This is a genomic window from Kribbella sp. VKM Ac-2568 (assembly GCF_004345365.1).
Lineage (GTDB): Bacteria > Actinomycetota > Actinomycetes > Propionibacteriales > Kribbellaceae > Kribbella > Kribbella orskensis.
In genome coordinates this window covers 732,458-754,631 of sequence record NZ_SLVF01000003.1, presented here as the reverse complement: position 1 = coordinate 754,631, position 22,174 = coordinate 732,458, and the positions used below count along the sequence as shown (strand labels likewise).

The window sequence follows — 22,174 nt, the reverse complement described above, 5'->3', positions numbered from 1 at the left end:
TGCTGTGTCCGGTTCAGATCTGCCCCCCGTCGAGCCCTTCGAGAGATCCGTTGCGTGCGTGATCCCGGCGAAGGACGAGGTCGAGCGGATCGCCGCGACAGTGGACGCTGTGCACAAGATCGCCGGGGTCGACCTGGTCGTCGTCGTGGACGACGGCTCCACGGACGGGACGGCGGCAGCGGCCGAGCGGGCTGGGGCAGTCGTGGTGCGGCACGAGCGGAACAAGGGGAAGGCAGCGGCGATGGAGACCGGGGCGGCGGCTGTTGCCGAGCGCGACGGCGCCCGCGCACGGCACCTGCTGTTCCTGGATGCCGACCTGACCGACTCGGCGACCGGTGCCGAGCCACTGATCGAGCCGGTGATGTCCGGCCGGGCCGACATGACCATCGGCACGCTCCCGGCCCAGGTGCGCGCGGACGGTAGCAAGGCCGGCGGCCACGGATTCGTCGTCAGGCTGGCCCGGGAGGGGATCGAGCAGGCGACCGGTTGGGCGCCCGAGCAGCCGCTGTCCGGCCAGCGTTGCCTCACCCGGGACGCGTTCGACGCTGCTGTTCCGCTGGCGAGCGGATTCGGCGTCGAGACCGCCCTGAGCATCGACCTCGGCCGGAAGGGTTTCCGGATCCTCGAGGTGCCGATCGACGTCCGGCACCGCGCGACCGGCACGGACCTGCGGGGCCAGTTGCACCGCGGTCGTCAGTTCCTGCACGTACGCCGCGCCCTCGCCGCCCGGAGTGCGCTTCCGTCCCGGAAGCCCGGCCGATGAGTGCCGAAGGGCCGATGAGCGCCGGCGAGGCAGGCCGGACAAGCAACGACGAGACAGGCCAGGCGAGCAACGACGAGAGCGTGGCTGACGCCGTCGACCAGGAGGCCGGGGACGTCGACCGGAATGCCGGGGACAGGGACGGCCGCAGAGCAGTCGGGCTCTACCTGATCTCGACGATCCTGATCGTGGCTGCCGGACTGCTCGGGCCGTCCGTGGTCGTGCTGACTCTCACGAATCGCCACACCTGGCTCCCGTCGTACTGGTTCAACGCGAAGCCGAACGACTGGCTCGTCACGCTGATGGTGTACGTCGCGATCCTGCTCGGTGGATACGGCGTCTACCTCGCCACCCGGGCGCTCAAGAACGGCTGGGCGCCCCGCGTCCAGCGATTGGTTGCCCTGGGCATCGGTACAACGGCCGCGATCACGCTGGTCCCGCCGATGGCCTCGGGCGACGTGCTGATCTACGCGGCGTACGGGCGGATCATGTCGCTCGGCGGCAACCCGTACACGACGGCCCCGGCCGACACGATCCGGCTCGGCTACGACCCGGTGATTGCGGCGACCGAGCGACCGTGGCAGGGCGCGAAGAGCGTGTACGGACCGATCGCCACCTGGATCCAGTGGTTCTCCTCGTGGGTCGGCGGCGACTCGATGCAGCTGACCGTGTGGATGCTGCAGTTGTCCGTCGCGATCAGCCTGGTCGTCTCCGGTCTGCTGCTGATGAAGCTGGTCGGCCCGAACCTGGTGTCCCGGCGGCGCGTGGTGATGCTCGGTCTTGCGAACCCACTGATCCTGTGGACGGTGCTGGCCGGCGCGCACAACGACGCCATCGCGGTGATGTTCGCGGTGATCGCACTCGTGCTGTTCCGGCGGCACCTCTTCTGGGCCGGCATCATGCTCGGCGTCGCCGGCTGCACGAAGCTCTCGATCGGTCTGGTCGGTGTCGCGATGCTCTGGTCGCTGCGCGCGGACCGCCGCCGGATGATCATGCTCTGCCTCGGCGCCGGCATCTCGATGATCGGCCTGTACGCCGTGGTCGGGCTCGAGGCGCTCCAGCAGGCCCGGTCGAACAGTTCGTTCATCTCGACGGGGACGCCGCACAAGGTCCTGCTCAGCTTCTTCGACCTGTTCCTGCCGGGGGCGCTGGTCCGGACCGTGCTCGCGATCGCCGCCTGGGTCGGTCTGATCGTCGTCGCGATCCTGCTCTCCCAGGTGTTCCCGAAGTCGCTCGTGCCGCAGGTGCATCCCGAGGACAGAACGCCCGACGCGATCCGCTACATCGCGATCTACGCGATCGCCTGGCTGGTCACGGCGATGTACTCGCTGCCCTGGTACGACATCATCGCCTGGGTCGCGCTGGCCGCGGTAGCGGCGTCGAAGGTGGACAAACTGATGGTCATCCGGACCACCATGCTCGCGATCGCCTACGTGCCCGGACGGGATCCGAACGCCCGGCAGGTCGCGGCGAGCCTGTCCGACTCGCTGGAGTGGTTCAGCACCCGGCTGCGCGACACGATCTGCCCGGCGGTCGAGCTGGGCGTGCTGATCGGGTTGATCGTCTGGGCCCGGCGGGGCGGGGCGCAGTGGTGGCCGTACGACTGGCCCAAGCGGAAGTCCAAAGCCGTGACCGAGAAGGCCCACGCCGGAAGCTGAGTGCGGACCGGTTGGCCGTTAGGGTCTGGCGGATGCGGAAGTTGTCTGGGGCGGGTGTGTTCGAGCGGGTCGAGCCGAATCACTTCGCCGAGCAGTTGAGGACCGACTCGTTGTCGGTGGGGACCTACTCGATCCCGGCGGGCGGTGTCGATGACCAGGCGCCGCACCATGAGGACGAGATCTACGTCGTGACCACCGGGCGGGCGACCATCGTCACCCCGAGCGGCACCGAGCAGGTCGGCCCCGGTGATGTCCTGTTCGTCCCCGCCGAGGAGGAACACCGCTTCACCGGCATCACCGAGGACCTGGCCCTGCTCGTCTTCTTCGCCCCGCCGTACTCCGGCCGGTGACCTAGCCCCGTCAACTCCAGAGCTCCGTCAGCCGGAAATCCGTCAGCCGGAGAACCCGTCAGCTCCAGAGGTCGTGGCCGGCGGCGATCGCCTTGGCGAGGATGGTCTTCACCGGCTTCTTGAGGTCGGCCGCGGCCGCTGCGACGTCCTCGTACTCGGGTTGCACGTTGACCACCTGACCGCCGTACCGGGCGATCTTGACGTGGATGAGCCGGCCCTCGACCTCGACGCTGGCGAACTCGCGGTCCGCGGCGTGCTTGCGGATGCTGAACTCGCGCAGGCCGATCGCCGACGTCTCGGCCAGGATCACCGAGCGGACCACCTCCGCGTTCGCGCTGCCGACCAGGACCGACAGCGTGTGCGCCGGGCGGCCCTTCTTCATCAGGATCGGGGTCAGCCACGCGTCGGCGGCGCCGGCCTCCATCAGCCGGGCGAGCACCTGCGGCCAGATCCGCGGATCCAGGTCGTCGACGTTGGTCTCGTAGAGGAGTTCGGTGGACGGCCGGTCGACGGCGTCGCCGATCACCACGCGGACGATGTTCGGCACCTCGACCGGGTCACGGCCACCCGCGCCGACACCGGTCTGCTGGATCCGCATCGGTGGCAGCAAGCCGAACTCGTCGGCCAGCGCGGCGAGCAATGCGGCCCCGGTCGGCGTCGTCATCTCGTACGGCGCGCTGCCGCCGGTAACGGGTGCTTCTGCCTCGGAGAGCAGGGCCAGTACTGCGGGTCCGGGTACGGGAATGCCGCCGTGCTGGCCGCGAACCTGGCGTCCGCCGCCGAGGGCGATGGTGGAGACGATCACGCGGTCGAGTTCGAGGGACACCGACGCGGCGGCGACCCCGACGATGTCCGCGATCGCGTCGAGCGCGCCGACCTCGTGGAAGTGCACGTCATCCGGGGCGACCCCGTGCGCGGCCCCCTCGGCCCGAGCCAGCCGCGCGAAGGTGTCGAGCGCCAGATCTCGCACAGCGTCGGCAAGCCCGGCGGCCTGGATCAGCCGCCGTACCTCAGCCCAGCTCCGCGTCTGCCCGCCCCCAGCAGAAGCCCCGTGCCCATGCCCAGCGCCCTCCCCATGCCCAGCGCCGTCCCCATGCCCAGCGCCGTCCCCGGGCCCGGCGCCGCCGTCATGCCCATGACCATGACCAGCGCCGTCGTCGTGCCCATGTCCGTGCCCAGCGGTGGACCCGGCTTCGGGCTCAACGGAAGGACCGAGGCTGTCCGCGAAGTTCTCCGGGTGCAGCTCGCCCGAGACTCGGACCGAGGCCTTGGTGGCGGCGATCTGGTGGCGGCTGGTCTGCTCGACCGTCACGGACAACGACGGGTCCACCGCGGCGACCGCCGCGTTGACCACCTCCAGGTCGGCCCCCGCCGCCAGGAACGCTCCGAGAAGCATGTCCCCGGACGCACCGGCCGCGCAGTCGATCCAGGCGACCCTCATTGCTCCTTCACCTCTGCCGGCGCCGCACGCCGGGCGACCCGCGCCGCGAAGACCCCGGCCCCGAACCCGTTGTCGATGTTCACCACGGTCACCCCCGGCGCACACGAGTTCAGCATCGCGAGCAGGGCCGCAACCCCACCGAACGAGGCCCCATAGCCCACGGAAGTCGGCACAGCCACGAGCGGAACCCCGACGAGCCCTCCGACCACACTCGGCAGCGCGCCCTCCATCCCGGCCACCACGATCAGGCAGTCAGCAGCGTCGAGCCGCTCCCGCACACCCATCACCCGGTGCAGCCCCGCCACACCGACATCGGTGATCAGGTCGACCCCAGCGCCGAACACCCGCGCGGTAGTCGCGGCTTCCGCAGCCACCGGCGCATCCGACGTACCAGCCGAGACCACGGCGACCGTGCCACGCAGTACAGGCGCTTCGCCCAGCACCGCAGTACGGCCGACAGGGTCCACGACGGCCTCAGGCAGAGCGGCGGAGACGGCTTCTTGAGCCTCTACCGCCAGCCGGGTCGCCAAGACGGCATGGCCGGGGTGGGTTGCGTGCAGCGTGCGGAGCAGCTCGACGACCTGTGAGGGCGTCTTGCCGGCGCCGTAGACCACCTCGGCGTCGCCGGTGCGCTCCAGCCGGTCGGTGTCGAGCCGTGCGTAGCCGAGGTCGTGGATCCCGGGCAGCGGGCCGCTAGCAGGGGTGTGGTCAGGCAAATGGGTCACGCCGTGAATCTACGTGGCCTGCTCGAAAGCGGCGGCGCGGACCCAGTAGCTGATACGCAGCGCGCCCAGCTGAGCACGCAGCCATTAGGCTGCGGTGCGTGTCTTCGACGTTAGCCGGTGCTTTCGGGATCGCCGCTCTGTTCGTGGCGGTGCTCGCCCTCGTGTTCGCCGTCCAGGCGCTCAGGGCGCAGTCCGGCACGGCCAAGGCCGTCACGAAGCTTGCCGCCACCCCAGAGCCCCAGCAGCATGCCCCAGCGCAGGCCCAGCCTGACGCCAGACCCGGCACGGTGAAGTCCGAGCTCCGCAGGCTGAGCAAGGAGCTCGAGGAGGCCCGAACCGAACTCCGGGACACGCTGCAGCACCTGGCGGTCGTCCGCTACGACGCGTACGGCGAGATGAGCGGCCGGTTGTCCTGGTCGATGGCGCTGCTGGACGACAACGGCGACGGAGTCGTGCTGACCTCGATCAACAGCCGGAACGACGCCCGCTCCTACGCCAAGGAGGTCAAGGCCTTCGAGAGCGACGCCAAGCTGTCGCCCGAGGAGGAAGAGGCGATCGACACGCTCCGCAAGGAGGCGTCACCGACGCTTGGGGACCCGGACCACCAGTGACCCCGGCTCGACCTCGGCGGTGAGGCTGCGGCCCGGGCCGATCCCGTCCCCGTCGAGCTGACGCTGGACGTCCACCGCGGCGGTGATCTCCACCTTCCGCCCGGTGAACCGCTCGAGGTACATCTCGGTCCGCTTGGTCCGCGTCATCACCCGCCAGAACACCAGCGGCCACTGCGTCACCCTCCGTGGCGCGATCACCACCACGTCGATCAGGCCGTCGTCCGGCCGCGCGTCCGGCAGCAGCGGGATGTTCGCCTGCAGCATGCCGACGTTCCCGATCACCACCGTGCGCACCCGCCGCTCGACCGGTTCCTCGTCGTCCAGCGAGATCTGCACCTTCACCGACGGGTGGTTGATGTTCTTGGCCGCCGACACCAGGTACGCCGTCCAGCCGATCTGCGCCTTCAGGATCGGTGGCGCGCCGGTGATGATGGCCGCGTCCAGCCCGAGTCCGGCCATCACCGCGAAGTGGTCGGTGTCCAGGCCGTCGCCGTGCACCCTGACCAGGTCGATCCGCCGGTCCCGGCCTTCCAGGATCCGCTCCAGCGCGTCGTCCAGATCGAGGGGGATGTGCAGGTTCCGGGCGAGCAGGTTGCCCGTGCCTGCCGGAATCACACCGACCGGGATTCCGGTGGAGGCGAGCGCGGCGCAGACCACCCGGACCGTACCGTCGCCGCCCGCGACCAGGACCAGGTCGGAATCGTTCTCGATCGCCTGCTTGGCCATCGCGTTGCCCGCGTCGTCCTCCCGCGTCTCCAGCCACAACGGGTCGTCATACCCCCGTACTGCGAGTGCGCGGGTGACCTTGCGGCGGAAGGCCACGCCGTCCCCGACCTTGATCGGGTTGACGATCACCGCGGCCCGGGGCGGCACCGTCGTACCGTCATCCGCCGTCTTCGGCCGCCGGCGGCGTCGGCGCAGGCCCGGGCGGAGCCCGAACCCGATCGAGGTGGCGGTCAGGATCGCCAGTCCGAGGGCCCAGCCGCCGATCACGTCGGAGACGTACTGGACGTTCAGCGCTACCCGGTCGAACGAGACCAGCAGCACCACCGCGATGGTCGGCAGCGTCACCAGCAGGCGGAACCGGCGCCGCCAGCCGCGGACGGACGGCAGCACCACGCCGAGGGCTCCCGCCATCACGAAAGCGGCGGTGGAGTGGCCGGACACGTAGGACCAGCTGTCGACCTCGACCAGCGCCTGCTCCGGCGCGGGCCGGTCGAAGATGTGGATGACGGCCTGGACCAGGCCCAGCTCGGCCCCGACGGTGACCAGCAGCCAGATCGTCAGGAGGCGGGCCCGGCGTTGCCACAGGTAGATCGCGACCACCAGGACGACCGCGCGCATGGTCCACGGCAGGATGACAGTGCCCAGCATCTGCCAGAGGTCCACCCAGCCCTCGTGCGACAGCCCGTACTCCGCGACGCGGTCGGCCACGGACTCGTCCCAGCGGCGCAACGGCGGCCAGTCCTTGAAGACGAGCAGCGTGACCACGGCGAACGGCAACACACCCAGGACGACCGTGAGCGCACGGCCGACGTGACTGGGTGGATGGTGGTTCATGGCCCGCTGATTCCCCCTCGATGGCATCGCCCGGCACGGCTGGTGCCCAGCCCATCATCCCGAATACGCTTCGCCGCTCCTGACACGCCCCAGATACCCTCAGGGTGTGATCGATGCCAAATTGCTCCGAGAGAACCCCGATGCCGTCCGCGAGTCACTGACCAAGCGCGGCGAGAGTACTGATCTGGTCGACCAGATCCTGGCGGCCGACGGTGATCGTCGATCGTCCATCGCGGCGTTCGAGTCGTTGCGGGCGGAGCAGAAGGGCCTCGGCAAGGAGGTCGCGCAGGCCAAGGGCGACGAGCGCACCGCGCTGCTGGAGCGGACCAAGGCGCTGTCCGCCGAGGTGAAGGCCAAGGAGGCCGCCGCTCACGAGGCGGAGACCCGGTTCGCCGAGCTGTCCCGCGCCCTGCCGAACCTGGTGTCCGAGCAGGCGCCGGTCGGCGGCGAGAAGGATTTCGTCGTGATCGAGGAGATCGGCAAGCCGCGGGACTTCGCCGCGGAGGGCTTCGAGCCGCGCGACCACCTGGAGCTGGGCGAGCTGCTCGGCGCGATCGACATGGAACGCGGCGCGAAGGTGTCCGGCGCCCGGTTCTACTTCCTCAAGGGCGTCGCCGCGCAGCTCCAGCTCGGCATGCTCCAGCTCGCGATCGCGCAGGCGGTCGAGAACGGCTTCACCCCGATGATCACGCCGACCCTGGTCAAGCCCGAGGTGATGGGCGGAACGGGGTACCTGGGCGCCCACTCGTCCGAGGTCTACCACCTGGAGGAGGACGACCTCTACCTCGTCGGTACGTCGGAGGTCCCGCTCGCCGGTTACCACATGGACGAGATCCTCGACCTGTCCGCCGGTCCGGCCCGGTACGCCGGCTGGTCGTCCTGCTACCGGCGCGAGGCCGGCTCGTACGGGAAGGACACCCGCGGGATCATTCGTGTCCACCAGTTCGACAAGGTCGAGATGTTCTCCTACACCAGCATCGAGGATGCCGAAGCGGAGCACCAGCGGCTCCTCGGCTGGGAGAAGGAGATGCTGGACAAGATGGAACTGGCCTACCGGGTGATCGACACGGCGTCCGGTGACCTGGGCGCTTCGGCGTACCGGAAGTTCGACTGCGAGGCCTGGGTGCCGACGCAGGGCGCCTACCGCGAGCTCACCTCCACCTCGAACTGCACCGACTTCCAGGCGCGCCGGCTGAACATCCGCTACCGGGACGCGGACGGCAAGACCCGCCCGGTCGCGACGCTGAACGGCACGCTGGCCACCACACGCTGGCTGGTCGCGATCCTGGAGACGCACCAGCTGCCGGACGGTTCGGTCCGGGTACCCACGGCACTCCGGCCGTACGTCGGTGGTCGTGAGGTCCTCGAACCGGTGGGCAGATGACGAAGGGCTGGCGGCCGAAAGCCGTTGCCCTTGACATCGACGGAACCCTGATCGACCACGACGAGTCGCTCTCCTCGGCGGTCGTCGACGCGGTCCGCCGTACTGCGGCGCAGGTGCCGGTGATCCTGGCCACCGGCAGATCTTGGCAGACCACCCGGCCGGTCGCGGAACTCCTCGGCCTGCCGGACGGCGGATTGGTTGTCTGCAGCAACGGTGCACGGACGCTCCGGTACCCCGACGGAGAAGTGGTCGACGAGCGCACCTTCGACCCGTCGACGGTGATCAGGTCGGTCCGCAAGCACGCGCCGAACGCCCGGATGGCCGTCGAGGAGCACGACGGTGGCTACCTGGTCACTGCGCCCTTCCCGGACGGCGATCTCGGCACGGGTGCGGGGATCCGGGTGGTGACGGACGAGGAACTCGCGCCGGAACCGGTGACCCGGTTGATCATCCGCGACCCGGAGCAGTCCGAGGCCGACTTCGTCCAACTGGCCGAACGGCTCGGCCTGCACGGCGTCAGCTACTTCGTCGGCTGGACCGCGTGGCTCGACATCGCCCCCGAGGGTGTGGACAAGAGCACCGGCCTGAAGGTCGCGCTGGCGCAGTACGACCTGGAGCCGGCGGACCTGCTGGCGATGGGCGACGGGCGCAACGACATCGAGATGCTCGTCTACGCCGGCCTGGGGATCTCGATGGGCGCCGCGCCCGACGAGGTCAAGGTCGCCGCGGACGAGGTGACCAAGTCGGTCCAGGACGACGGCGTCGCGGCCGTGCTCAACCGCTGGTTCTGAACCGCGAACCCCGAAGCGAACCAGAACAAGTTGCAGTCGAACCGGTTCAGAGGGCAATCAAAGAGGTTCAATGGCCAACCAAAAGGCCCGGAACCCCTGTGGAGACAGGAGTTCCGGGCCTTCGTGTCTGTCCGGTGCTGATAGTCCGCTGGCGGGCCGAGTATCAGCGTCAGGCGACGCGGGTGCTGCCGGGTCGTGGCGACTGGCACGGCTGGTCCACCACGGCGTCGAACGCGTCCAGGACGGCGCTCACCTCCGGGCGGGGACGCGGGGCCTTGGTGGCGGGGCTCTGGCCTCGCCGGGCCCGGCGCAGGTGACGCTTCACCGTCGACAGCGAGCACCCCAGCCGCATGGCCAGTGATTCCAGGCTGTCGTTCGGGTACTGCGTCCGCAGCCTGAGTACTTCTTCGTGGCTGACGGGCCGGCGTGTGCCGCGGGCTCCGGCCAACTGGTCGAAGTCGTCTGCCTGGACCTCGACGTCCAGCAGGTTGCGCATCGAGCGCCACTGGGCGGCGGTCGTGCCGGCGACAAAGCCGCTGACATCGTGCTCGGCGACGGCGCTGAACAGGCAGTCGGTGAACAGCGGACAGGACGCGCAGAGCGTCTTGGCCTCACGGACCAGCTGGTCGTAGCGTTCCCGGGTTCGCCGGGTCGCCGATGCGGGCGGCGGTTCTTCCATCAAGCGGTGCTGGAAAATGTCCGTACGTGCAGTACAGCCGGTCATGGCCCCTTCCATGATGGAAGATGTGTCGACAGCCGCACGAGAGCTGGTGCTCCCTTGCCCCGCTATCTTGGCGCTGTTGACGATCATCGTGGCTCCCCAAGTTCCCGGACCCATGTGAACGAACGATGAATCACGTTCGAACACCCGGGCCCACTAGCTGACGGACCGATCTGTTGCCGACCCACCCTTGTCGTCCCGGCGCGAGACGCACCGATGCATAACTGTTGACGTCGTGGATGTGGATTTGGTTGCACCCAATTCCGCATCGCTACTCCGACGGCGCTGGTCGAGGTGGGGCCGCTCCAGATCAGGTGATCCAGAACGGACGTACGACGCGGTTGAATCGCCCCCGGTTCCCCGCTAGCCACCGCATGAAATCACGCACAAACCCTGCTGTGCATGGGAACTAGCTGCCTTTGCAGCATCCTGCCGTAACGGTCTGGTGACGTTGTTCAATGGTCAATCAGATTGCGGGGAAAGCGATGTCCAAACGCTTGCGCCGAAGGCCTCCGACAGGGTAAGGCGGCGACTCTGTCGCAGAAAGATACGGTAGTGCGGTGTCAGCCCGAGATGCAGTCCGCCCACCCCGTCTGGTCGCCACCGATCTTGACGGAACCTTGGTACACAGCGACGGTTCGGTCACGCCCCGGACGAAGGCCGCCGTGCTCGGCGTGCAGGAAGCCGGCGCCGTCTTCGTGATGGTCACCGCGCGGCCACCACGCTGGTTGCATGCCCTCGCCGACCTGGTCGGCGCGCACGGCGTAGCGATTGTTGCCAACGGCGCCATTCTGTACGACGTCGTTCAGCGACAGGCGATCCGGACCGCGCTGATCGATCCGGTGGTCGCGCTCGAAGTGGCGAAGGCGATCCGCGCGGAGATTCCCGAAGTGGAGTTCGCCATTGAGCGATCGAACCGTTACGGACAGGAGCCGCGGTACCTCAACCGGTGGCCGACTCCGGACGACACCTTGATCGCGGAGATCGAGGAACTGCTGGCTGAACCGGCGGCCAAGCTACTCGTCCGGCATCCGAGCTGGCACTCGGACGAACTGCTGGCGCGGGTCATGCCGCTGGTCGGACAACGCGTCGCACCGAGCCACAGCGGCGGCCACAGTCTGGTGGAGATCTCCGCCAGCGGGGTGTCCAAGGCCGCGATGCTCGCCGATTTCGCTGCCAGCCAAGGGATTTCTGCCGATCAGACGATCGCGTTCGGTGACTCGCTGAACGATCTCCCGATGCTGGCCTGGGCCGGTACGTCGTACGGGGTGGCGAACGCGCATGCGGACGTGCTCGCGATGGTGGATGTCGTCTGCCCGACGAACGACGAGGACGGTGTCGCCACCGTCCTCGAAGAACTCTTCAACCTTTAGCTATTGCAGGCGGATCGGCTACTCGGAGCGCACCACCTGTCACACAAAACCAGTAACTACAGGTACATCCCACCGCTGCCGGGGCCGTCGGTACTGCGGGCCTGCGGTCCACCCGGGAAAGCAGCGGCTTCCTCCGGTGACATCTGCTGGCCGCCGGGCAGTGCGCGCCGCATCTGCTCCAGCTGCTGGCGGGCCGCCATCTGCTGGGCGAAGAGGGCGGTCTGGATGCCGTGGAACAAGCCTTCCAGCCAGCCGACGAGCTGGGCCTGTGCGATCCGCAGCTCCGCCTCGGTCGGCGTGCTGTCGTCGGTGAAGTCGAGGCTGAGCCGCTCCAGCTCGTCCACCAGCTCGGGGGCCAGGCCGGTCTCGAGCTCCTTGATCGAGGCCTCGTGGATCGACTTCAGGCGCTGCCGGGACGCCTCGTCCAGCGGCGCTGCCTTCACCTCTTCGAGCAGCTGGCGGATCATGTTGCCGATCCGCATCACCTTGGCCGGCTGCTCGACCAGTTCAGTCACCGACCGCGGGTGGTCGTCGTCATCGTCGGCGGCACGCGGCGGACCCTCGACGGCCATGCCGTCGGGACCGACGATCAGAACCTTGCCGTCCTCGGTCTGGGCGCCGGTCATCGGAACCCCCTGGCTGCCCTGGTTCTCGCTGCTGCTCTCGCTCATCCCCCTATCGTAGGCGTCCGTCCCAGGGCGCTCAGTTCGCCTTCGACCTGTGTCTGCGGACGGCGTCGCGGTTGGCGCAGGCGGGGCTGCAGTAGCGCTGGCGCCCGCCCCGGGACAGATCGGCGTACACGTTGTCGCAGCCGTCGGTGGCGCAGCGGCCCAGGCGGCTGATGCCGCGGCCGGCCAGGTGTAGCGCGGTACCGGTGCTGATCAGGGTGGCGACCAGACGACCGACCGGGACGTCGTCGGGCCGGTAGTGCATGTGCCAGCCGTCGCCGGCGTGGTTCGTGAGCCGCGGGTGCTCGGTGTATTTGGCGAGCATCTCGTTCGCTAGCTCCACCCGGGTCTGCTCGTCCGGCGCGTCCACCACCCCCAGCCATTCGTCGAGGGCCACCCGTACTGCGGCAAGGTCAGCGGCGGTGACTCGCCGGTCCCGGACGAGGCGGCTCTCAACGCCGCTCTCCTCGCAGCGATCGGCCAGTTCGTCGGCGGTGGTCGCGGGGTTGGTGACCAGGTTGACGGCCAGCAGAACCGCGTCTGCGCCGTAAGGGTTGAGATGCACAATGCCATTACATCATGATGGGCGCATGACCACCAGAGAAGAAGCTCACCGGCACAGTTGGAGGGTGGCGTCCTCCCACCCTGTCAGCGAGGGATTGATCAGCTACCAGCAGTGCGCCTGCGGCGAGTGGCGGGTGACCAGCACTCCGCTGCACCCCGTCGCGCACCCTGAGCTGGCCAGGGTCTCTACGTCTTTTGATGCCTAGGGCAACCAATCGGCTGCCCTAGGCAAGGAGAGACCCCCGATCTGACCTCAGTCCACCCTGCGGACCATCGGCAGCCGCGACCTGGTCAGCAGCCAGGCCAGCAGTCCGGCGAACAGCGGCACGACGATCACGATGCCGCCGATCTCCTGCCACGGCACCATGAAGTGCGGCGAACCGAAGGCCGCGTGCGCGGTGTAGCCGTACAGCGCACCGATGCCGACCCCGAGCACACAACCGAGCTGGCCGAGCACCCAGGCCTGCGCGGCGGCCAGGTTCCGGCGGCGTCGCGGCGGCGCTCCGACCGCGGCCAGGGTCGCGAGGTCCGCGCGCCCCTCCGCCGCGGACAGCGAGACCGAGATCGCGACACCGAGCAGCGTGACCACCGTCGCGGCACCGATCAGACCGAGGAACCAGAGCCGCGCCGGACTCCGGTAACCCTTCTCGATCGTCAGCAGGTCGTCGTGTCCCAGCACCTTCGCCACAGCCGCCAGTTCGCTGTCGGTCGGCTCGCGCTTCAGCTCGAACTGCGTCTCGTACACCCGGACGGTGCCGAGCTTGCGAGCCGCTTCGGGACTGATCAGCGAGGACTGCTGCAGCGCGCTGATCCTCGGTGGACCTGCGATCGCGACCGCCGCATGACCGAAGGACTTCTTGCCGTCGTAGTCGTCGTCGGAGGTCACCTTGACCGACCCGCTGGCCAGCATCTCGGGCCGTTGGACCACGATCTTCCCCGCCCGGAGCGCCTCCGCGGCCTGCTTCCCGTAGTCGTCGAACCTGGCGACGTACTCCGGATCGATCACGAGCAGGGGATAGCCCACCGTGCCCTCCATTCCGGGTGGTCCGATGGCCATCAGGGTGGGCAGGTAGCCGCCATTCGCCTTGGCGCCCGGCAGGGACACCGAGCCGAGGTCGTAGCGAGCCTCGACCGGCAGCAGCCCGGCCACCTTCTGGGTCTGCGGTGGCGAGGACGCCATCAGACCCTCCGAGCTCTGCTCCGCACGGAGTACGGCGTCGCCGTGCCGGGCGGCGGGAACGTAGTCCTTGGCCTCCGCGGCGATCGCGTTGGAGGCGGCGAAGACGATCGCCGCCGTGGCCGCGACGGCCATCATGATCGCCGCGGTGGCCGGGCCGGTGCGGTGCCGGTGACGAGCGGCATCCCGCAGTGCGAGTCTTCCGCTGAGCGGCAGGATCCTCGCCAGCCCCGCGGTCTTGGCGACCAGGTTCGGCAGCATCCAGACCAGCGCGATGATCGACGCGGTGATACCCACCAGAACCATCGCGATCGGGCCGGTCGGTGTGATCGTCACCTGGTAGTCGACGTTGGCGGCGTTCTTACGGGCGGTCTCGAGCGCTGCCGCCATCCACACGTTGCCGAGAAGTGTGGACGCGACGCCGGCCACGAGCAGGATCACGGCAGGCTTGCGGAGCCGGGCCGAACCGGCCACAACGGTGAACCGCCCGGCCAGGGCGGCCATCGGCGTCTGCCGACCGGCGCTGATCGCGGGAACGATCGACGCCGCGAGGCCTGCCAGCGCCCCGAGCGCCGCGACCGCGACGAGGTTCGGCCAGGGGATCTGCCGGCCGACGAACACCATCGACAACATCCGCTCCCACAGGGGCTTGCCGGCGAACACGGCCACCAGGGCCAGGATGACGCCGCTTCCCGCGCCGATGATGCCCGCGAAAAGCCCTTGCATCAGGACGACTCGCCGTACGTCGCGAGGGGTGCCGCCTGCCGCTGTGACCAGGCCGAGCTCGCGGGTCTGCCGCCTGGCGCCGACTGCGAACGCAGTACCGGCGAGCAGGACGATCTCGAGGATGCCGAAGCCGATCACCAGCGCCATCACCGCTGTCGCGCCCGCGTCCTGGCTGTTGCTGTACATCGAGGGCGGCGGATCGACGATGTTTGCCCTTGGCAACAGCAAGGCACCCTGGCCGACCAGCTTGTCGCTCAGCGCGTCAGGGTCGGCCGAGTCCGGCAGATCGACCAGGTACTGAACGCTGGTGGCCGGGTCCGGCTTGGTCAGCGGGGTGTCCGGAGTGGCGAACATCGTTCCGGTGTTGGGATCCTGCAAGCTCCTGGTCACCCCGACGACCGTGAACTTCTGGTCCTTCGCGGTGATCAGGGTCGCATCCGCCCGCAGTTCGCCGCCGTCGAGCAGGTTGAGGTACTTCGCCAGGCTCGGTGAGATCGCGACCTCATCAGCCTTGGCCGGCATCCGTCCCTGGTCGAGCTTGAAGGTGCCGGCGGTCAGCTCGTTCTGGCCGTCGCCGATGGTGAGCCCGACGGTGGTGTCCGTCTCCGGCCCGTGGACGTCGACGGTGTTGCCCAGGAGCAGCGGCCGGGCCACCTTGCTGCCGGTCGGCAGCAGCGTGAGCGGATCGACCTTGGTGGGGTCGCGATCCGGCTCCTCGATCCCCGGAGCCGGGCCTGGCTCTCCCCAGTCGAGCGAGGGCCGCTCCGGTAGCGGGCTGGACTTGCTGTACGGCGTGACGGTCAGCCGTGCGTCCGCCTGGCCAATGGTCGTCTTCGCGAGCAGCTCACCGGTCGGGTTGGCGGCCCGGTCGATCAGGCCGATCCAGGACGCGGCGAGCACCGGTACGCCGATCAGGGCCGCGACGAGCAGAGTTCTCCCCAGCGAGCGGCGGATCGTTCGACGGGCGATCCGCAGCGGTGGTCCCCAGCTGGCCATCAGTGAGTTTCCAGCAGGATGTCGGCCTCGGGGAGCGGGCCGGACTGGCCTACCAGGACGCCATCGCGCAGGTAGACGACGCGGTCGGCCCAGGCGGCGTGCCGCGCGTCGTGGGTGACGAGAACCCCGCCGATGCCGTGCTGGTCACACCGGTCGCGGAGAAGCTGGAGAACCGCCTCGCCGGTGTCCGAGTCGAGCGCACCGGTGGGCTCATCCGCGAGAAGGAGCCCACGCTCACCGACGATGGCCCGGGCGATCGCCAGCCGCTGACGCTGACCGCCCGACATGTCATCCGGAAATCGGTCCGCCAGCTCGGGGATGGCGACCTCCAGCAGGGCCGCCTCGGCGTACTTGCGGGCCGCGCGGGCGCGGGTGCCGTCGAGTTCGAGCGGCAGGGCGACGTTCTCGACCGCGGTGAGCGCGGGGATCAGGTTGAAGTCCTGGAAGACGTATCCGATCCGGCGCCGGCGAAGGGCGGCCACCGCGTTACGGCTCAGCGTGGTCAGGTCGTTGCCGTCGATCAGGATCTCGCCCGCGGTCGGCTGGTCGAGCCCTCCCGCACAGGTGAGCAGCGTGGACTTGCCGGAGCCGGACGGGCCCATCACGGCGACCAGTTCGCCGGAGGCCACTGCCAGGTCGACGCCGCGGAGTGCGTGGACGGCCTGTTCGCCGCTGCCGTGTACCCGGGTGAGATTGCGGATGTCCAGGACCGTGCTCATCGTTGCGCCCCCAGTTCGTGCTGGCTCTGCCCGGTCGCCTCCGGCGTACCGGCTGATTGGTCTTGGGTGCCGCCGCGATGGTCTTCGGTGCCGCTGGTACGCCGACGGCGGGCGAGCATCGCCTCGCAGTGGTCAAGCCAGCGGATCTCGGCCTCGGCCGCGAAGATCATCGACTCGAGCACGAGCAGCCAGGAGATGTCGCCGTCCCGGCTGCCGCGCTTCAGCCGGGTCAGCTCCTGCAGCGACTCCATCGTCGAAGTCCGCTGCCGCTGCACTACCGCAGTCACGTCCACCCCTGGTACTGCGAGCGCGAGGGCCAGCTTGATCGCCAGCTCGTCCCGCGGCCGTGTCTCGCGCGTCACCGGCGTCTGGAACCAGCTCGCCAGCTCGGCCCGCCCGGCGTCGGTGATCTCGTACCGCGACCGCCCGTCGCCGTCGCCCTCGCCGCTGGCGGGCTGGACGAAGCCGTCCCGTTCCAGCCGGGTCAGCGTCGTGTAGACCTGCCCGATGTTCAGCGGCCAGGTCGACCCGGTCGCCGCCTCGAACTCTCCTCGCAGCTGGTAGCCGTACTTCGGCTCCGCGCGGAGCAGCGCCAGTAGTCCGTGCTTGATCGACATGGATACTGAGTATGCATACTCAGTATCCACTGGTCAATGGGGTTGCTCCCGGGCTGGGGAGGTTATGGAGTGAAGAGGCGGGTGAGGTGGGCGTCGAGTGAGGTGGCGAGGAAGTGAGAGCGGGCGTACTCGGGGAGTGCGAGCCCCTGGACGACCAGGCCGTCGACGACCGCGAGGAGTAGAGCGGCCTCGGCCTCGGTGTCCGAGACCTCAGGCAGTTCGCCGTCGGCGGCCGCCGCGTCGAGGAGGCGGGCGAATGCGACGCGGAGTTCGTTGTCGGTCGCCGCGGCGATCTCCTGCAGCGCCGGCGAGGTCGCTGCGGCCGCGCTGAAGGCCAGCCAGACCCGGGCGTCGCGGGCACGGGATTCGTCGATCGGGAGCCAGAGCTCCAGCGCCTCGCGGAGGACCTTGCGGGCTGGGCCGGACAGATCAACCGTCGCCAGCTTCGTGTCGAACGACTCGGTGACGTGCTGGAAGGCCGCCGCGACGAGGTCGTCCTTGCTGCGGAAGTAGTACTGGACCTGGGCCAGCGAGATCTCTGCCGCGGCAGCTACGTTGCGCATGGTGGCGGCTTCGAGTCCGCGTTCGGCGATCACGTCGACCACTGCTTCGAGCACGTGCACGCCGCGCCGACCCCGCTCTGCGCCAGTCATGTTGCTGACGGTAGCGCCCAGCACGCTCCGGTACCGCGAACGCGGCGCGGGCGGCGAGGCGCAGTACAGGCTGATGCCTTGTGCAACTAGTGCCTTGGTCCTAGTCCTCGCGGACCAGCCGGCGGACGAGGCGGGCGGTGACGGCGTCGACGTCGTAGCGGCGGCCGGTGCCCGGGGTTAGCTGGTCGAGGACGAGGCCTTCGATGGCGAAGTGCAGCAGGCGGACCTCCTCGGCGCCGCCCGGCAGCCCGGCCTGGACGTGGAACGAGACGTCGGTGTCGAAGCCCTGCTGCAGCGTGCGGGACAGGATCTCGTTCAGCCCTGGGCGGCGAGCCGCCTCCAGTCGCAGCTCGAAGAGCGCAAGGGACAACTCGGGTCGCTTCAACAGCCGCTCGACGATGTAGTTGACGTAGTCGACGACGAGGTCCACGGACGGCTCTCGCTCGGCCAGCGGGGCCAGTACTGCGTCGTCCGGCGCGAGCCGCTCGAAGATGCGTTCGCCGAGCGCGCCGAGCAGGGCGTCGCGAGTGCGGAAGTAGTTCGAGGCGGTGCCGGCCGGGAGTCCGGCCGCGGCGTCGACCGCGCGATGGGTCAGCCCGCGGGCGCCTGACTCGGCCAGGACGGCCAGGCCCGCGTCGGCCAGCTGGGTGCGGCGTTCGGGGTTTCTCGGCATTTGACAAGCCTAGCAGCTATCCACTACAACTGTCGTACTAAACCACGACAGATGTAGTAGTCAGGAGTCAGGATGTTACCCGCAGCATTCGGCGCGACGGTCGTCACCTCGCGCCCGGCGGAGGTCGCCGCCTTCTACCAGCAGCACTTCGACCTGCAGCTCACCATCGACCTCGGCTGGTTCATCTGTCTTCGCCGCGGCGAGGCGGACTGGGAACTGGCGATCTCCGAGCGGGGCCACGCCTCGGTGCCGGCCGCGGTGTCGGCCACGAAGGACAGCACCAACATCTTCGGCTTCGTCGTCGACGACGCCGACAAGGTCGCGCAGGCGCTCACCGAGGCCGGCGTGGAACTGGAGGGCGAGGTGGTCACCGAACCGTGGGGCCAGCGGCACTTCTACGTCCGCGACCCCGAGGGCACCTGGCTCGACGTGATCCAACTGGTCGCGCCGGACCCCGAGTGGCTCGCCGCCAACGTCCCCACGGCGCAGTAGCAGGTGCGGCGTGGTGACGATGCCGGCGGTGAGGAGGCCAGAGGGTGAACAGGTCAGAGGGTGAGCAGGACCTTGCCGATGTGATTCGACTGTTCGAGGGTCTCGTGGGCCTGGGCGACGGCTTCGAGCGGGAAGGTGCGGTGGATGATCGGCCGCACCTTCCTCGCCTCGACCAGCGGCCAGACGTGTGCGACCACCTCGGCGAGAATCCCGCCCTTGTCCAGCACCGACCGGGACCGCAGCCCAGTCCCGGTGACCAGGCCGCGGCGGCTCATCAGCCGGCCTAGATCCAGTTCGCCCTTGGTACCACCCTGCATGCCGATCACGACCAGCCGGCCGTCGAAGGCCAATGACTTCACGTTGTCCTGCAGGTACTTCGCGCCCATGATGTCGAGGATCACGTCGGCGCCGGCCTTACCGGTCGCTTCGCTGACCACCGAGGCCCACTCGGCTTCCTTGTAGTTGATCGCCACGTCGGCGCCGAGCCGGGTGCAGAACTCCATCTTCTCCGCGTTGCCGACCGTACAGAGCACCCGCGCGCCGTGCGCGACGGCGAGCTGGATCGCCGTCGTACCGATCCCGGAGGAGCCGCCGTGCACCAGCAGCGTCTCGCCATCCTTGAGGTGGGCGGCCATGAACACGTTCGACCAGACCGTCGCGACCGCCTCGGGCAGCGCGGCCGCGCTGACCAGGTCCAGGCCGTCCGGCTTCGGCATCACCTGCGGCGCGGGCACGGCCACCTTCTCGGCATACCCGCCGCCCGCGAGCAGCGCGCACACCTCGTCGCCGACGGACCAGCCTTCGACGTCGGCGCCGACCTCGGAGATCGTGCCGGACACTTCGAGGCCGATCGTGCCGGGCGCACCGGGCGGCGGCGGATAGTGGCCCTGCCGCTGCAGCAGGTCCGCGCGGTTCACGCCGGCGGCGACCACGTCGATGACGACCTCGTCCCGCGCCGGGGTGGGATCCTCGATCTCGGCGACCTTCAGGACCTCGACGCCACCGGCACCCTCACAAACGACAGCTCGCATGGTGGCCACGGTACTGCGTCGTCCGCGCTTCCCCATCGCTCGCCCGTGTCGGTCCGGGTGGTCAGCTCAGGACGATCGCGGCCAGGTCGCCGGCGATGCTGTCGAGTGGATCGACGGTGCCTATCGACCTGAACCAGTCCCATAGTTCCAGTGAATGGTAGAGCCGCTAGAGCGAGGTCCATCAAGGGATCGGCGGCGATCGCGTTCTCCACGTCGATGAAGCCGTTCACCTGCCAGGTCGTGGGATCCACGAGCACGTTGCCTTCGTGGAAGTCGTTGTGGCAATGCGTTGGTGTTGTCGCTGCCGCGAATACCCCGGCGTGCTGTTCGACGTACTGGGTGATGTCCTCGCGCAGTACGGGATCGCCTTGCAGCTCGTCGAATTCGCGGGTCAGTCGTCGAAGTCGGACCAGGTGTCGACGTCGTCGCCCGCGCGGGTCGGCTCGGACCAGGCCAGGTCGAGCCCCGCGAAGAGCCGTCGCGCCGACTGGTCCCGCGGATCCCCGATCCTCCGCAACGCGTCGACCAACGCCGTACGCCGGTACGCCGCGGCCAGGCGTTGCTCCCGGCCATCGGTGTCGAGCAGTCCGAAGCCGTCGTGCTCGCCGAGTCCCTCGACCAGGCGTGTCACATCGTCCTTCGTGATCCACGGCAGGTCGCACGAGACCACCACGATCAGGGGTGCTGCGCCTTTCGCGACACCTGCGGCGATGCCCGCCACCGGGCCACCCGACGGTGGATCCTCGAGAGTCCACTCGACGGCCCGGTACGTGTGCCGCACCGGACCGACCACCACCGTGGACTTAGCCGCGATCGTTGCCGTCAGCACCCGATCGAGAAGCGAGATCCCGTCCAGTACCAGCAGCGCCTTGTCCACTCCGCCGAATCGGGTAGACCGGCCGCCCGCCAGTACCACTGTATCGAACTCCACCCCTGCAGTCTCCCGTAGTCCGCAGCGCCCTGCACTCGACACTCGGCGCTGCGGATTACCGGGGGTTCATTGCTGCGGGAGCATCGCCCGTCGTCGCTCCTCGACCTCGGCCAGCTCCTCCGCGGACATTCCGTCGCGCCACTGCCGCCGGGCCTCGTCGGCCGCCGCGCGCTCCTCCGGCGTCATCGCCTCCCATGCCTGGCGACGCCGCTCGGACATCTCTTCCAGTTCTTCTGCCGTCAGTGCTCGTCGCATCGCGGTCATCCCTTCGATCAGGTCGATCAACTTGTCCGTGGACGGCTCCACCGCCTGGTCGAGGCCGTCCAGAACACCGAGAAGCCGGGTGCGCAGCCGGTTCGCCACCTCGAGCTGCTCCTCCAGTTGCTCGAGCTGCTTGCGGACGAGCTCCCGTGGATCCCCCAGCTCACCGTCGAGCACCTGCCCGACCTCGGCCAGCGAGAGCCCGAATCCCCGCAAGGCGACGATCCGGTGCAACCTGCGGACGTCGGTTCCGGAGTACAGGCGGTGGCCGGCGGTGGTCCGCTCGGACGGTCGCAGCAGGCCGATCTCGTCGTAGTGATGCAGAGCCCGGACGCTCAACCCGGTCGCGGTGGCGAGCTCGCCGACCCGCCAGGTCTTCTCCCCGGTGTTCATGTCCTCGGTGTTCATGTTTCGAAGCTAGGTCCTCACGTGGGGTGAGGTTCAAGTGTGGAGGATTGCGGCACCATGGAGGCGTGAAGATCGCCGTGGTCCAGACCGCCAGCTCGCACGACAAGGCAGCCAACCGGGAGAAGGTGGCCGCCCTCGTCGCCGAGGCCGTGCGGGGCAAGCCCGACCTGGTCGTGCTGCCCGAGGCGATGATGGCCGACTTCGCCACCGAGGGTGGATCCGTCGGCGATCTCGCCGAGTCGCTCGACGGGGAGTTCGTCAGCGCGTTGCGCAAGGTCGCGCTCGAGCACGGCACGGCGATCGTGGCCGGCATGTTCGAGCGGAGCTGCGACGAGGCCCGGCCGTACAACACCCTGCTCGCGGTCGGCGCCGACGGCAACCTGCTCGGGGCTTACCGGAAGATTCACCTGTACGACGCCTTCGGGTACCGGGAGTCCGACCAGCTCACCCCGGGTGATGTCGCCCCGGTGGTGGTGGGGATCGCGGGGCGGAAGCTCGGGTTGATGACTTGCTACGACCTGCGGTTCCCCGAGTTGTCGCGGGCGCTGGTGGATGCCGGGGCGGAGGTGCTCGTCGTACCGGCCGCCTGGGTGCGGGGGCCGCTCAAGGAGCACCACTGGACCACGCTGCTGACAGCGCGCGCCATTGAGAACACCTGCTACGTCGCGGCGGCTGCGCAGAACGGGAAGAAGTACTGCGGGCTGAGCCAGGTGATCGACCCGCAGGGAGTCGCGGTCGCCGCGGTCGGCGAGGCGGACGGGTTCGTCCAGGCCGAGATCTCCCCGGACCGGCTGGCCGACACCCGCACCCGCAACCCGTCCCTCAGGAACCGCCGCTTCACCGTCGCGCCGCGCTAGTTGGTGAGATTTCGAGGCGGCCGAGGT

Annotated in this window: 24 protein-coding genes; 9 read left to right on the top strand and 15 right to left on the bottom strand. The window is 69.1% G+C overall.

The annotated features are described in order from the left end of the window. Positions 1-58 precede the first annotated feature (58 nt). From EV648_RS11100 to EV648_RS11090, 3 genes are read left to right on the top strand one after another with little or no spacing between them, the layout of a single operon-like run. Positions 59-763 carry a glycosyltransferase gene (locus EV648_RS11100; protein ID WP_241995037.1) on the top strand — a complete coding sequence of 235 codons (705 nt, stop codon included), beginning with the start codon at positions 59-61 and terminating at the stop codon, positions 761-763. Then, on the top strand, positions 760-2,418 hold the full coding sequence (locus tag EV648_RS11095) for a DUF2029 domain-containing protein (RefSeq protein WP_241995036.1): 1,659 nt from the start codon (positions 760-762) through the stop codon (positions 2,416-2,418). The genes EV648_RS11100 and EV648_RS11095 overlap by 4 nt, the downstream gene beginning before the upstream one ends. 32 nt (positions 2,419-2,450) lie before the next feature. Then, positions 2,451-2,768: a cupin domain-containing protein gene (locus tag EV648_RS11090; protein WP_132288573.1), complete on the top strand. Its 318-nt coding sequence runs from the start codon at positions 2,451-2,453 to the stop codon at positions 2,766-2,768. 58 nt (positions 2,769-2,826) lie between these two features. Here EV648_RS11090 and larC read toward each other — a convergent pair whose 3' ends face one another. After that, positions 2,827-4,209, bottom strand: coding sequence for a nickel pincer cofactor biosynthesis protein LarC (gene larC / locus EV648_RS11085; protein WP_132288570.1), 1,383 nt, complete (start codon positions 4,207-4,209; stop codon positions 2,827-2,829). Further along, positions 4,206-4,934, bottom strand: coding sequence for a nickel pincer cofactor biosynthesis protein LarB (gene larB, locus EV648_RS11080; RefSeq protein ID WP_241995035.1), 729 nt, complete (start codon positions 4,932-4,934; stop codon positions 4,206-4,208). The genes larC and larB overlap by 4 nt, the downstream gene beginning before the upstream one ends. A gap of 98 nt (positions 4,935-5,032) precedes the next feature. On the opposite strand from larB, the gene EV648_RS11075 reads away from it, so the two are divergent. After that, complete coding sequence (locus tag EV648_RS11075; protein WP_199234530.1) at positions 5,033-5,545, top strand: DUF4446 family protein; 513 nt, start codon at positions 5,033-5,035, stop codon at positions 5,543-5,545. Here EV648_RS11075 and EV648_RS11070 read toward each other — a convergent pair. Next, positions 5,513-7,105 (bottom strand): diacylglycerol kinase family protein, encoded by a 1,593-nt coding sequence (locus tag EV648_RS11070; RefSeq protein ID WP_132288567.1) that lies wholly within the window; start codon positions 7,103-7,105, stop codon positions 5,513-5,515. The two genes, EV648_RS11075 and EV648_RS11070, sit on opposite strands and share 33 nt — an antisense overlap. Positions 7,106-7,211: 106 nt before the next feature. Between EV648_RS11070 and serS the strand changes: the two genes are divergently transcribed. Both serS and EV648_RS11060 read left to right on the top strand, forming a co-directional pair. After that, a complete protein-coding gene (gene serS, locus EV648_RS11065; protein WP_132288564.1) occupies positions 7,212-8,489 on the top strand; it encodes a serine--tRNA ligase in 1,278 nt (425 codons plus the stop codon). Continuing rightward, positions 8,486-9,280: an HAD family hydrolase gene (locus EV648_RS11060; RefSeq protein ID WP_132288561.1), complete on the top strand. Its 795-nt coding sequence runs from the start codon at positions 8,486-8,488 to the stop codon at positions 9,278-9,280. The genes serS and EV648_RS11060 overlap by 4 nt, the downstream gene beginning before the upstream one ends. A 169-nt stretch (positions 9,281-9,449) precedes the next feature. On the opposite strand, the gene EV648_RS11055 is transcribed toward EV648_RS11060, so the two are convergent. Beyond that, the gene (locus EV648_RS11055; protein ID WP_241995034.1) at positions 9,450-9,959 is read right to left on the bottom strand and encodes a WhiB family transcriptional regulator; all 510 of its coding nucleotides are present in this window, start codon (positions 9,957-9,959) and stop codon (positions 9,450-9,452) included. Between the two features lie 602 nt (positions 9,960-10,561). Between EV648_RS11055 and EV648_RS11050 the strand changes: the two genes are divergently transcribed. Next, entirely contained in the window at positions 10,562-11,374 is an 813-nt protein-coding gene (locus EV648_RS11050; protein WP_132288558.1) for an HAD family hydrolase, read from the top strand. Between the two features lie 56 nt (positions 11,375-11,430). On the opposite strand, the gene EV648_RS11045 is transcribed toward EV648_RS11050, so the two are convergent. From EV648_RS11045 to EV648_RS11010, 7 genes are all read right to left on the bottom strand, one after another. Further along, a complete protein-coding gene (locus tag EV648_RS11045) occupies positions 11,431-12,045 on the bottom strand; it encodes a bacterial proteasome activator family protein (RefSeq protein WP_132288555.1) in 615 nt (204 codons plus the stop codon). A gap of 31 nt (positions 12,046-12,076) precedes the next feature. Continuing rightward, a complete protein-coding gene (locus EV648_RS11040) occupies positions 12,077-12,607 on the bottom strand; it encodes a CGNR zinc finger domain-containing protein (protein WP_132288552.1) in 531 nt (176 codons plus the stop codon). 252 nt (positions 12,608-12,859) lie between these two features. Continuing rightward, positions 12,860-15,505, bottom strand: a complete 2,646-nt coding sequence (locus tag EV648_RS11030; RefSeq protein WP_132288546.1) for an ABC transporter permease — start codon at positions 15,503-15,505, stop codon at positions 12,860-12,862. Then, entirely contained in the window at positions 15,505-16,224 is a 720-nt protein-coding gene (locus tag EV648_RS11025; protein WP_132288543.1) for an ABC transporter ATP-binding protein, read from the bottom strand. Before EV648_RS11025 ends, EV648_RS11030 begins: the two co-directional genes overlap by 1 nt. Then, a complete protein-coding gene (locus EV648_RS11020) occupies positions 16,221-16,841 on the bottom strand; it encodes a PadR family transcriptional regulator (protein ID WP_132288540.1) in 621 nt (206 codons plus the stop codon). The genes EV648_RS11025 and EV648_RS11020 overlap by 4 nt, the downstream gene beginning before the upstream one ends. A 62-nt stretch (positions 16,842-16,903) precedes the next feature. After that, positions 16,904-17,494: a TetR/AcrR family transcriptional regulator gene (locus tag EV648_RS11015; protein WP_132288537.1), complete on the bottom strand. Its 591-nt coding sequence runs from the start codon at positions 17,492-17,494 to the stop codon at positions 16,904-16,906. Positions 17,495-17,594: 100 nt separating this feature from the next. Next, complete coding sequence (locus EV648_RS11010; RefSeq protein WP_132288534.1) at positions 17,595-18,167, bottom strand: TetR/AcrR family transcriptional regulator; 573 nt, start codon at positions 18,165-18,167, stop codon at positions 17,595-17,597. Between the two features lie 72 nt (positions 18,168-18,239). Here EV648_RS11010 and EV648_RS11005 point away from each other — a divergent pair, with 72 nt between their 5' ends. Next, complete coding sequence (locus EV648_RS11005) at positions 18,240-18,659, top strand: VOC family protein (protein WP_132288531.1); 420 nt, start codon at positions 18,240-18,242, stop codon at positions 18,657-18,659. Between the two features lie 53 nt (positions 18,660-18,712). On the opposite strand, the gene EV648_RS11000 is transcribed toward EV648_RS11005, so the two are convergent. The 4 genes from EV648_RS11000 to EV648_RS10985 form a co-directional block, all read right to left on the bottom strand. Then, complete coding sequence (locus EV648_RS11000) at positions 18,713-19,690, bottom strand: NAD(P)H-quinone oxidoreductase (RefSeq protein ID WP_132288528.1); 978 nt, start codon at positions 19,688-19,690, stop codon at positions 18,713-18,715. Beyond that, positions 19,645-20,085 (bottom strand): phosphotransferase family protein, encoded by a 441-nt coding sequence (locus EV648_RS45160; RefSeq protein WP_370452710.1) that lies wholly within the window; start codon positions 20,083-20,085, stop codon positions 19,645-19,647. Before EV648_RS45160 ends, EV648_RS11000 begins: the two co-directional genes overlap by 46 nt. Beyond that, positions 20,082-20,621: a molybdenum cofactor guanylyltransferase gene (locus EV648_RS10990; RefSeq protein WP_132288522.1), complete on the bottom strand. Its 540-nt coding sequence runs from the start codon at positions 20,619-20,621 to the stop codon at positions 20,082-20,084. Before EV648_RS10990 ends, EV648_RS45160 begins: the two co-directional genes overlap by 4 nt. Before the next feature lie 66 nt (positions 20,622-20,687). Continuing rightward, positions 20,688-21,290, bottom strand: coding sequence for a MerR family transcriptional regulator (locus EV648_RS10985; protein WP_199234529.1), 603 nt, complete (start codon positions 21,288-21,290; stop codon positions 20,688-20,690). Positions 21,291-21,355: 65 nt separating this feature from the next. Between EV648_RS10985 and EV648_RS10980 the strand changes: the two genes are divergently transcribed. Beyond that, positions 21,356-22,147 carry a carbon-nitrogen hydrolase family protein gene (locus EV648_RS10980; protein WP_132288519.1) on the top strand — a complete coding sequence of 264 codons (792 nt, stop codon included), beginning with the start codon at positions 21,356-21,358 and terminating at the stop codon, positions 22,145-22,147. Positions 22,148-22,174 lie beyond the last annotated feature (27 nt).

Coding starts and splice junctions, on each gene's coding strand:
- EV648_RS11095 (WP_241995036.1), top strand. CDS start 760: ATGAGTGCCGAAGGGCCGATGAGCGCCGGCGAGGCAGGCCGGACAAGC.
- EV648_RS11090 (WP_132288573.1), top strand. CDS start 2,451: ATGCGGAAGTTGTCTGGGGCGGGTGTGTTCGAGCGGGTCGAGCCGAAT.
- larC (WP_132288570.1), bottom strand. CDS start 4,209: ATGAGGGTCGCCTGGATCGACTGCGCGGCCGGTGCGTCCGGGGACATG.
- EV648_RS11070 (WP_132288567.1), bottom strand. CDS start 7,105: ATGAACCACCATCCACCCAGTCACGTCGGCCGTGCGCTCACGGTCGTC.
- EV648_RS11060 (WP_132288561.1), top strand. CDS start 8,486: ATGACGAAGGGCTGGCGGCCGAAAGCCGTTGCCCTTGACATCGACGGA.
- EV648_RS11055 (WP_241995034.1), bottom strand. CDS start 9,959: ATGGAAGAACCGCCGCCCGCATCGGCGACCCGGCGAACCCGGGAACGC.
- EV648_RS11045 (WP_132288555.1), bottom strand. CDS start 12,045: ATGAGCGAGAGCAGCAGCGAGAACCAGGGCAGCCAGGGGGTTCCGATG.
- EV648_RS11030 (WP_132288546.1), bottom strand. CDS start 15,505: ATGGCCAGCTGGGGACCACCGCTGCGGATCGCCCGTCGAACGATCCGC.
- EV648_RS11025 (WP_132288543.1), bottom strand. CDS start 16,224: ATGAGCACGGTCCTGGACATCCGCAATCTCACCCGGGTACACGGCAGC.
- EV648_RS11020 (WP_132288540.1), bottom strand. CDS start 16,841: ATGTCGATCAAGCACGGACTACTGGCGCTGCTCCGCGCGGAGCCGAAG.
- EV648_RS11015 (WP_132288537.1), bottom strand. CDS start 17,494: ATGACTGGCGCAGAGCGGGGTCGGCGCGGCGTGCACGTGCTCGAAGCA.
- EV648_RS11010 (WP_132288534.1), bottom strand. CDS start 18,167: ATGCCGAGAAACCCCGAACGCCGCACCCAGCTGGCCGACGCGGGCCTG.
- EV648_RS11005 (WP_132288531.1), top strand. CDS start 18,240: ATGTTACCCGCAGCATTCGGCGCGACGGTCGTCACCTCGCGCCCGGCG.
- EV648_RS11000 (WP_132288528.1), bottom strand. CDS start 19,690: ATGCGAGCTGTCGTTTGTGAGGGTGCCGGTGGCGTCGAGGTCCTGAAG.
- EV648_RS10985 (WP_199234529.1), bottom strand. CDS start 21,290: ATGAACACCGAGGACATGAACACCGGGGAGAAGACCTGGCGGGTCGGC.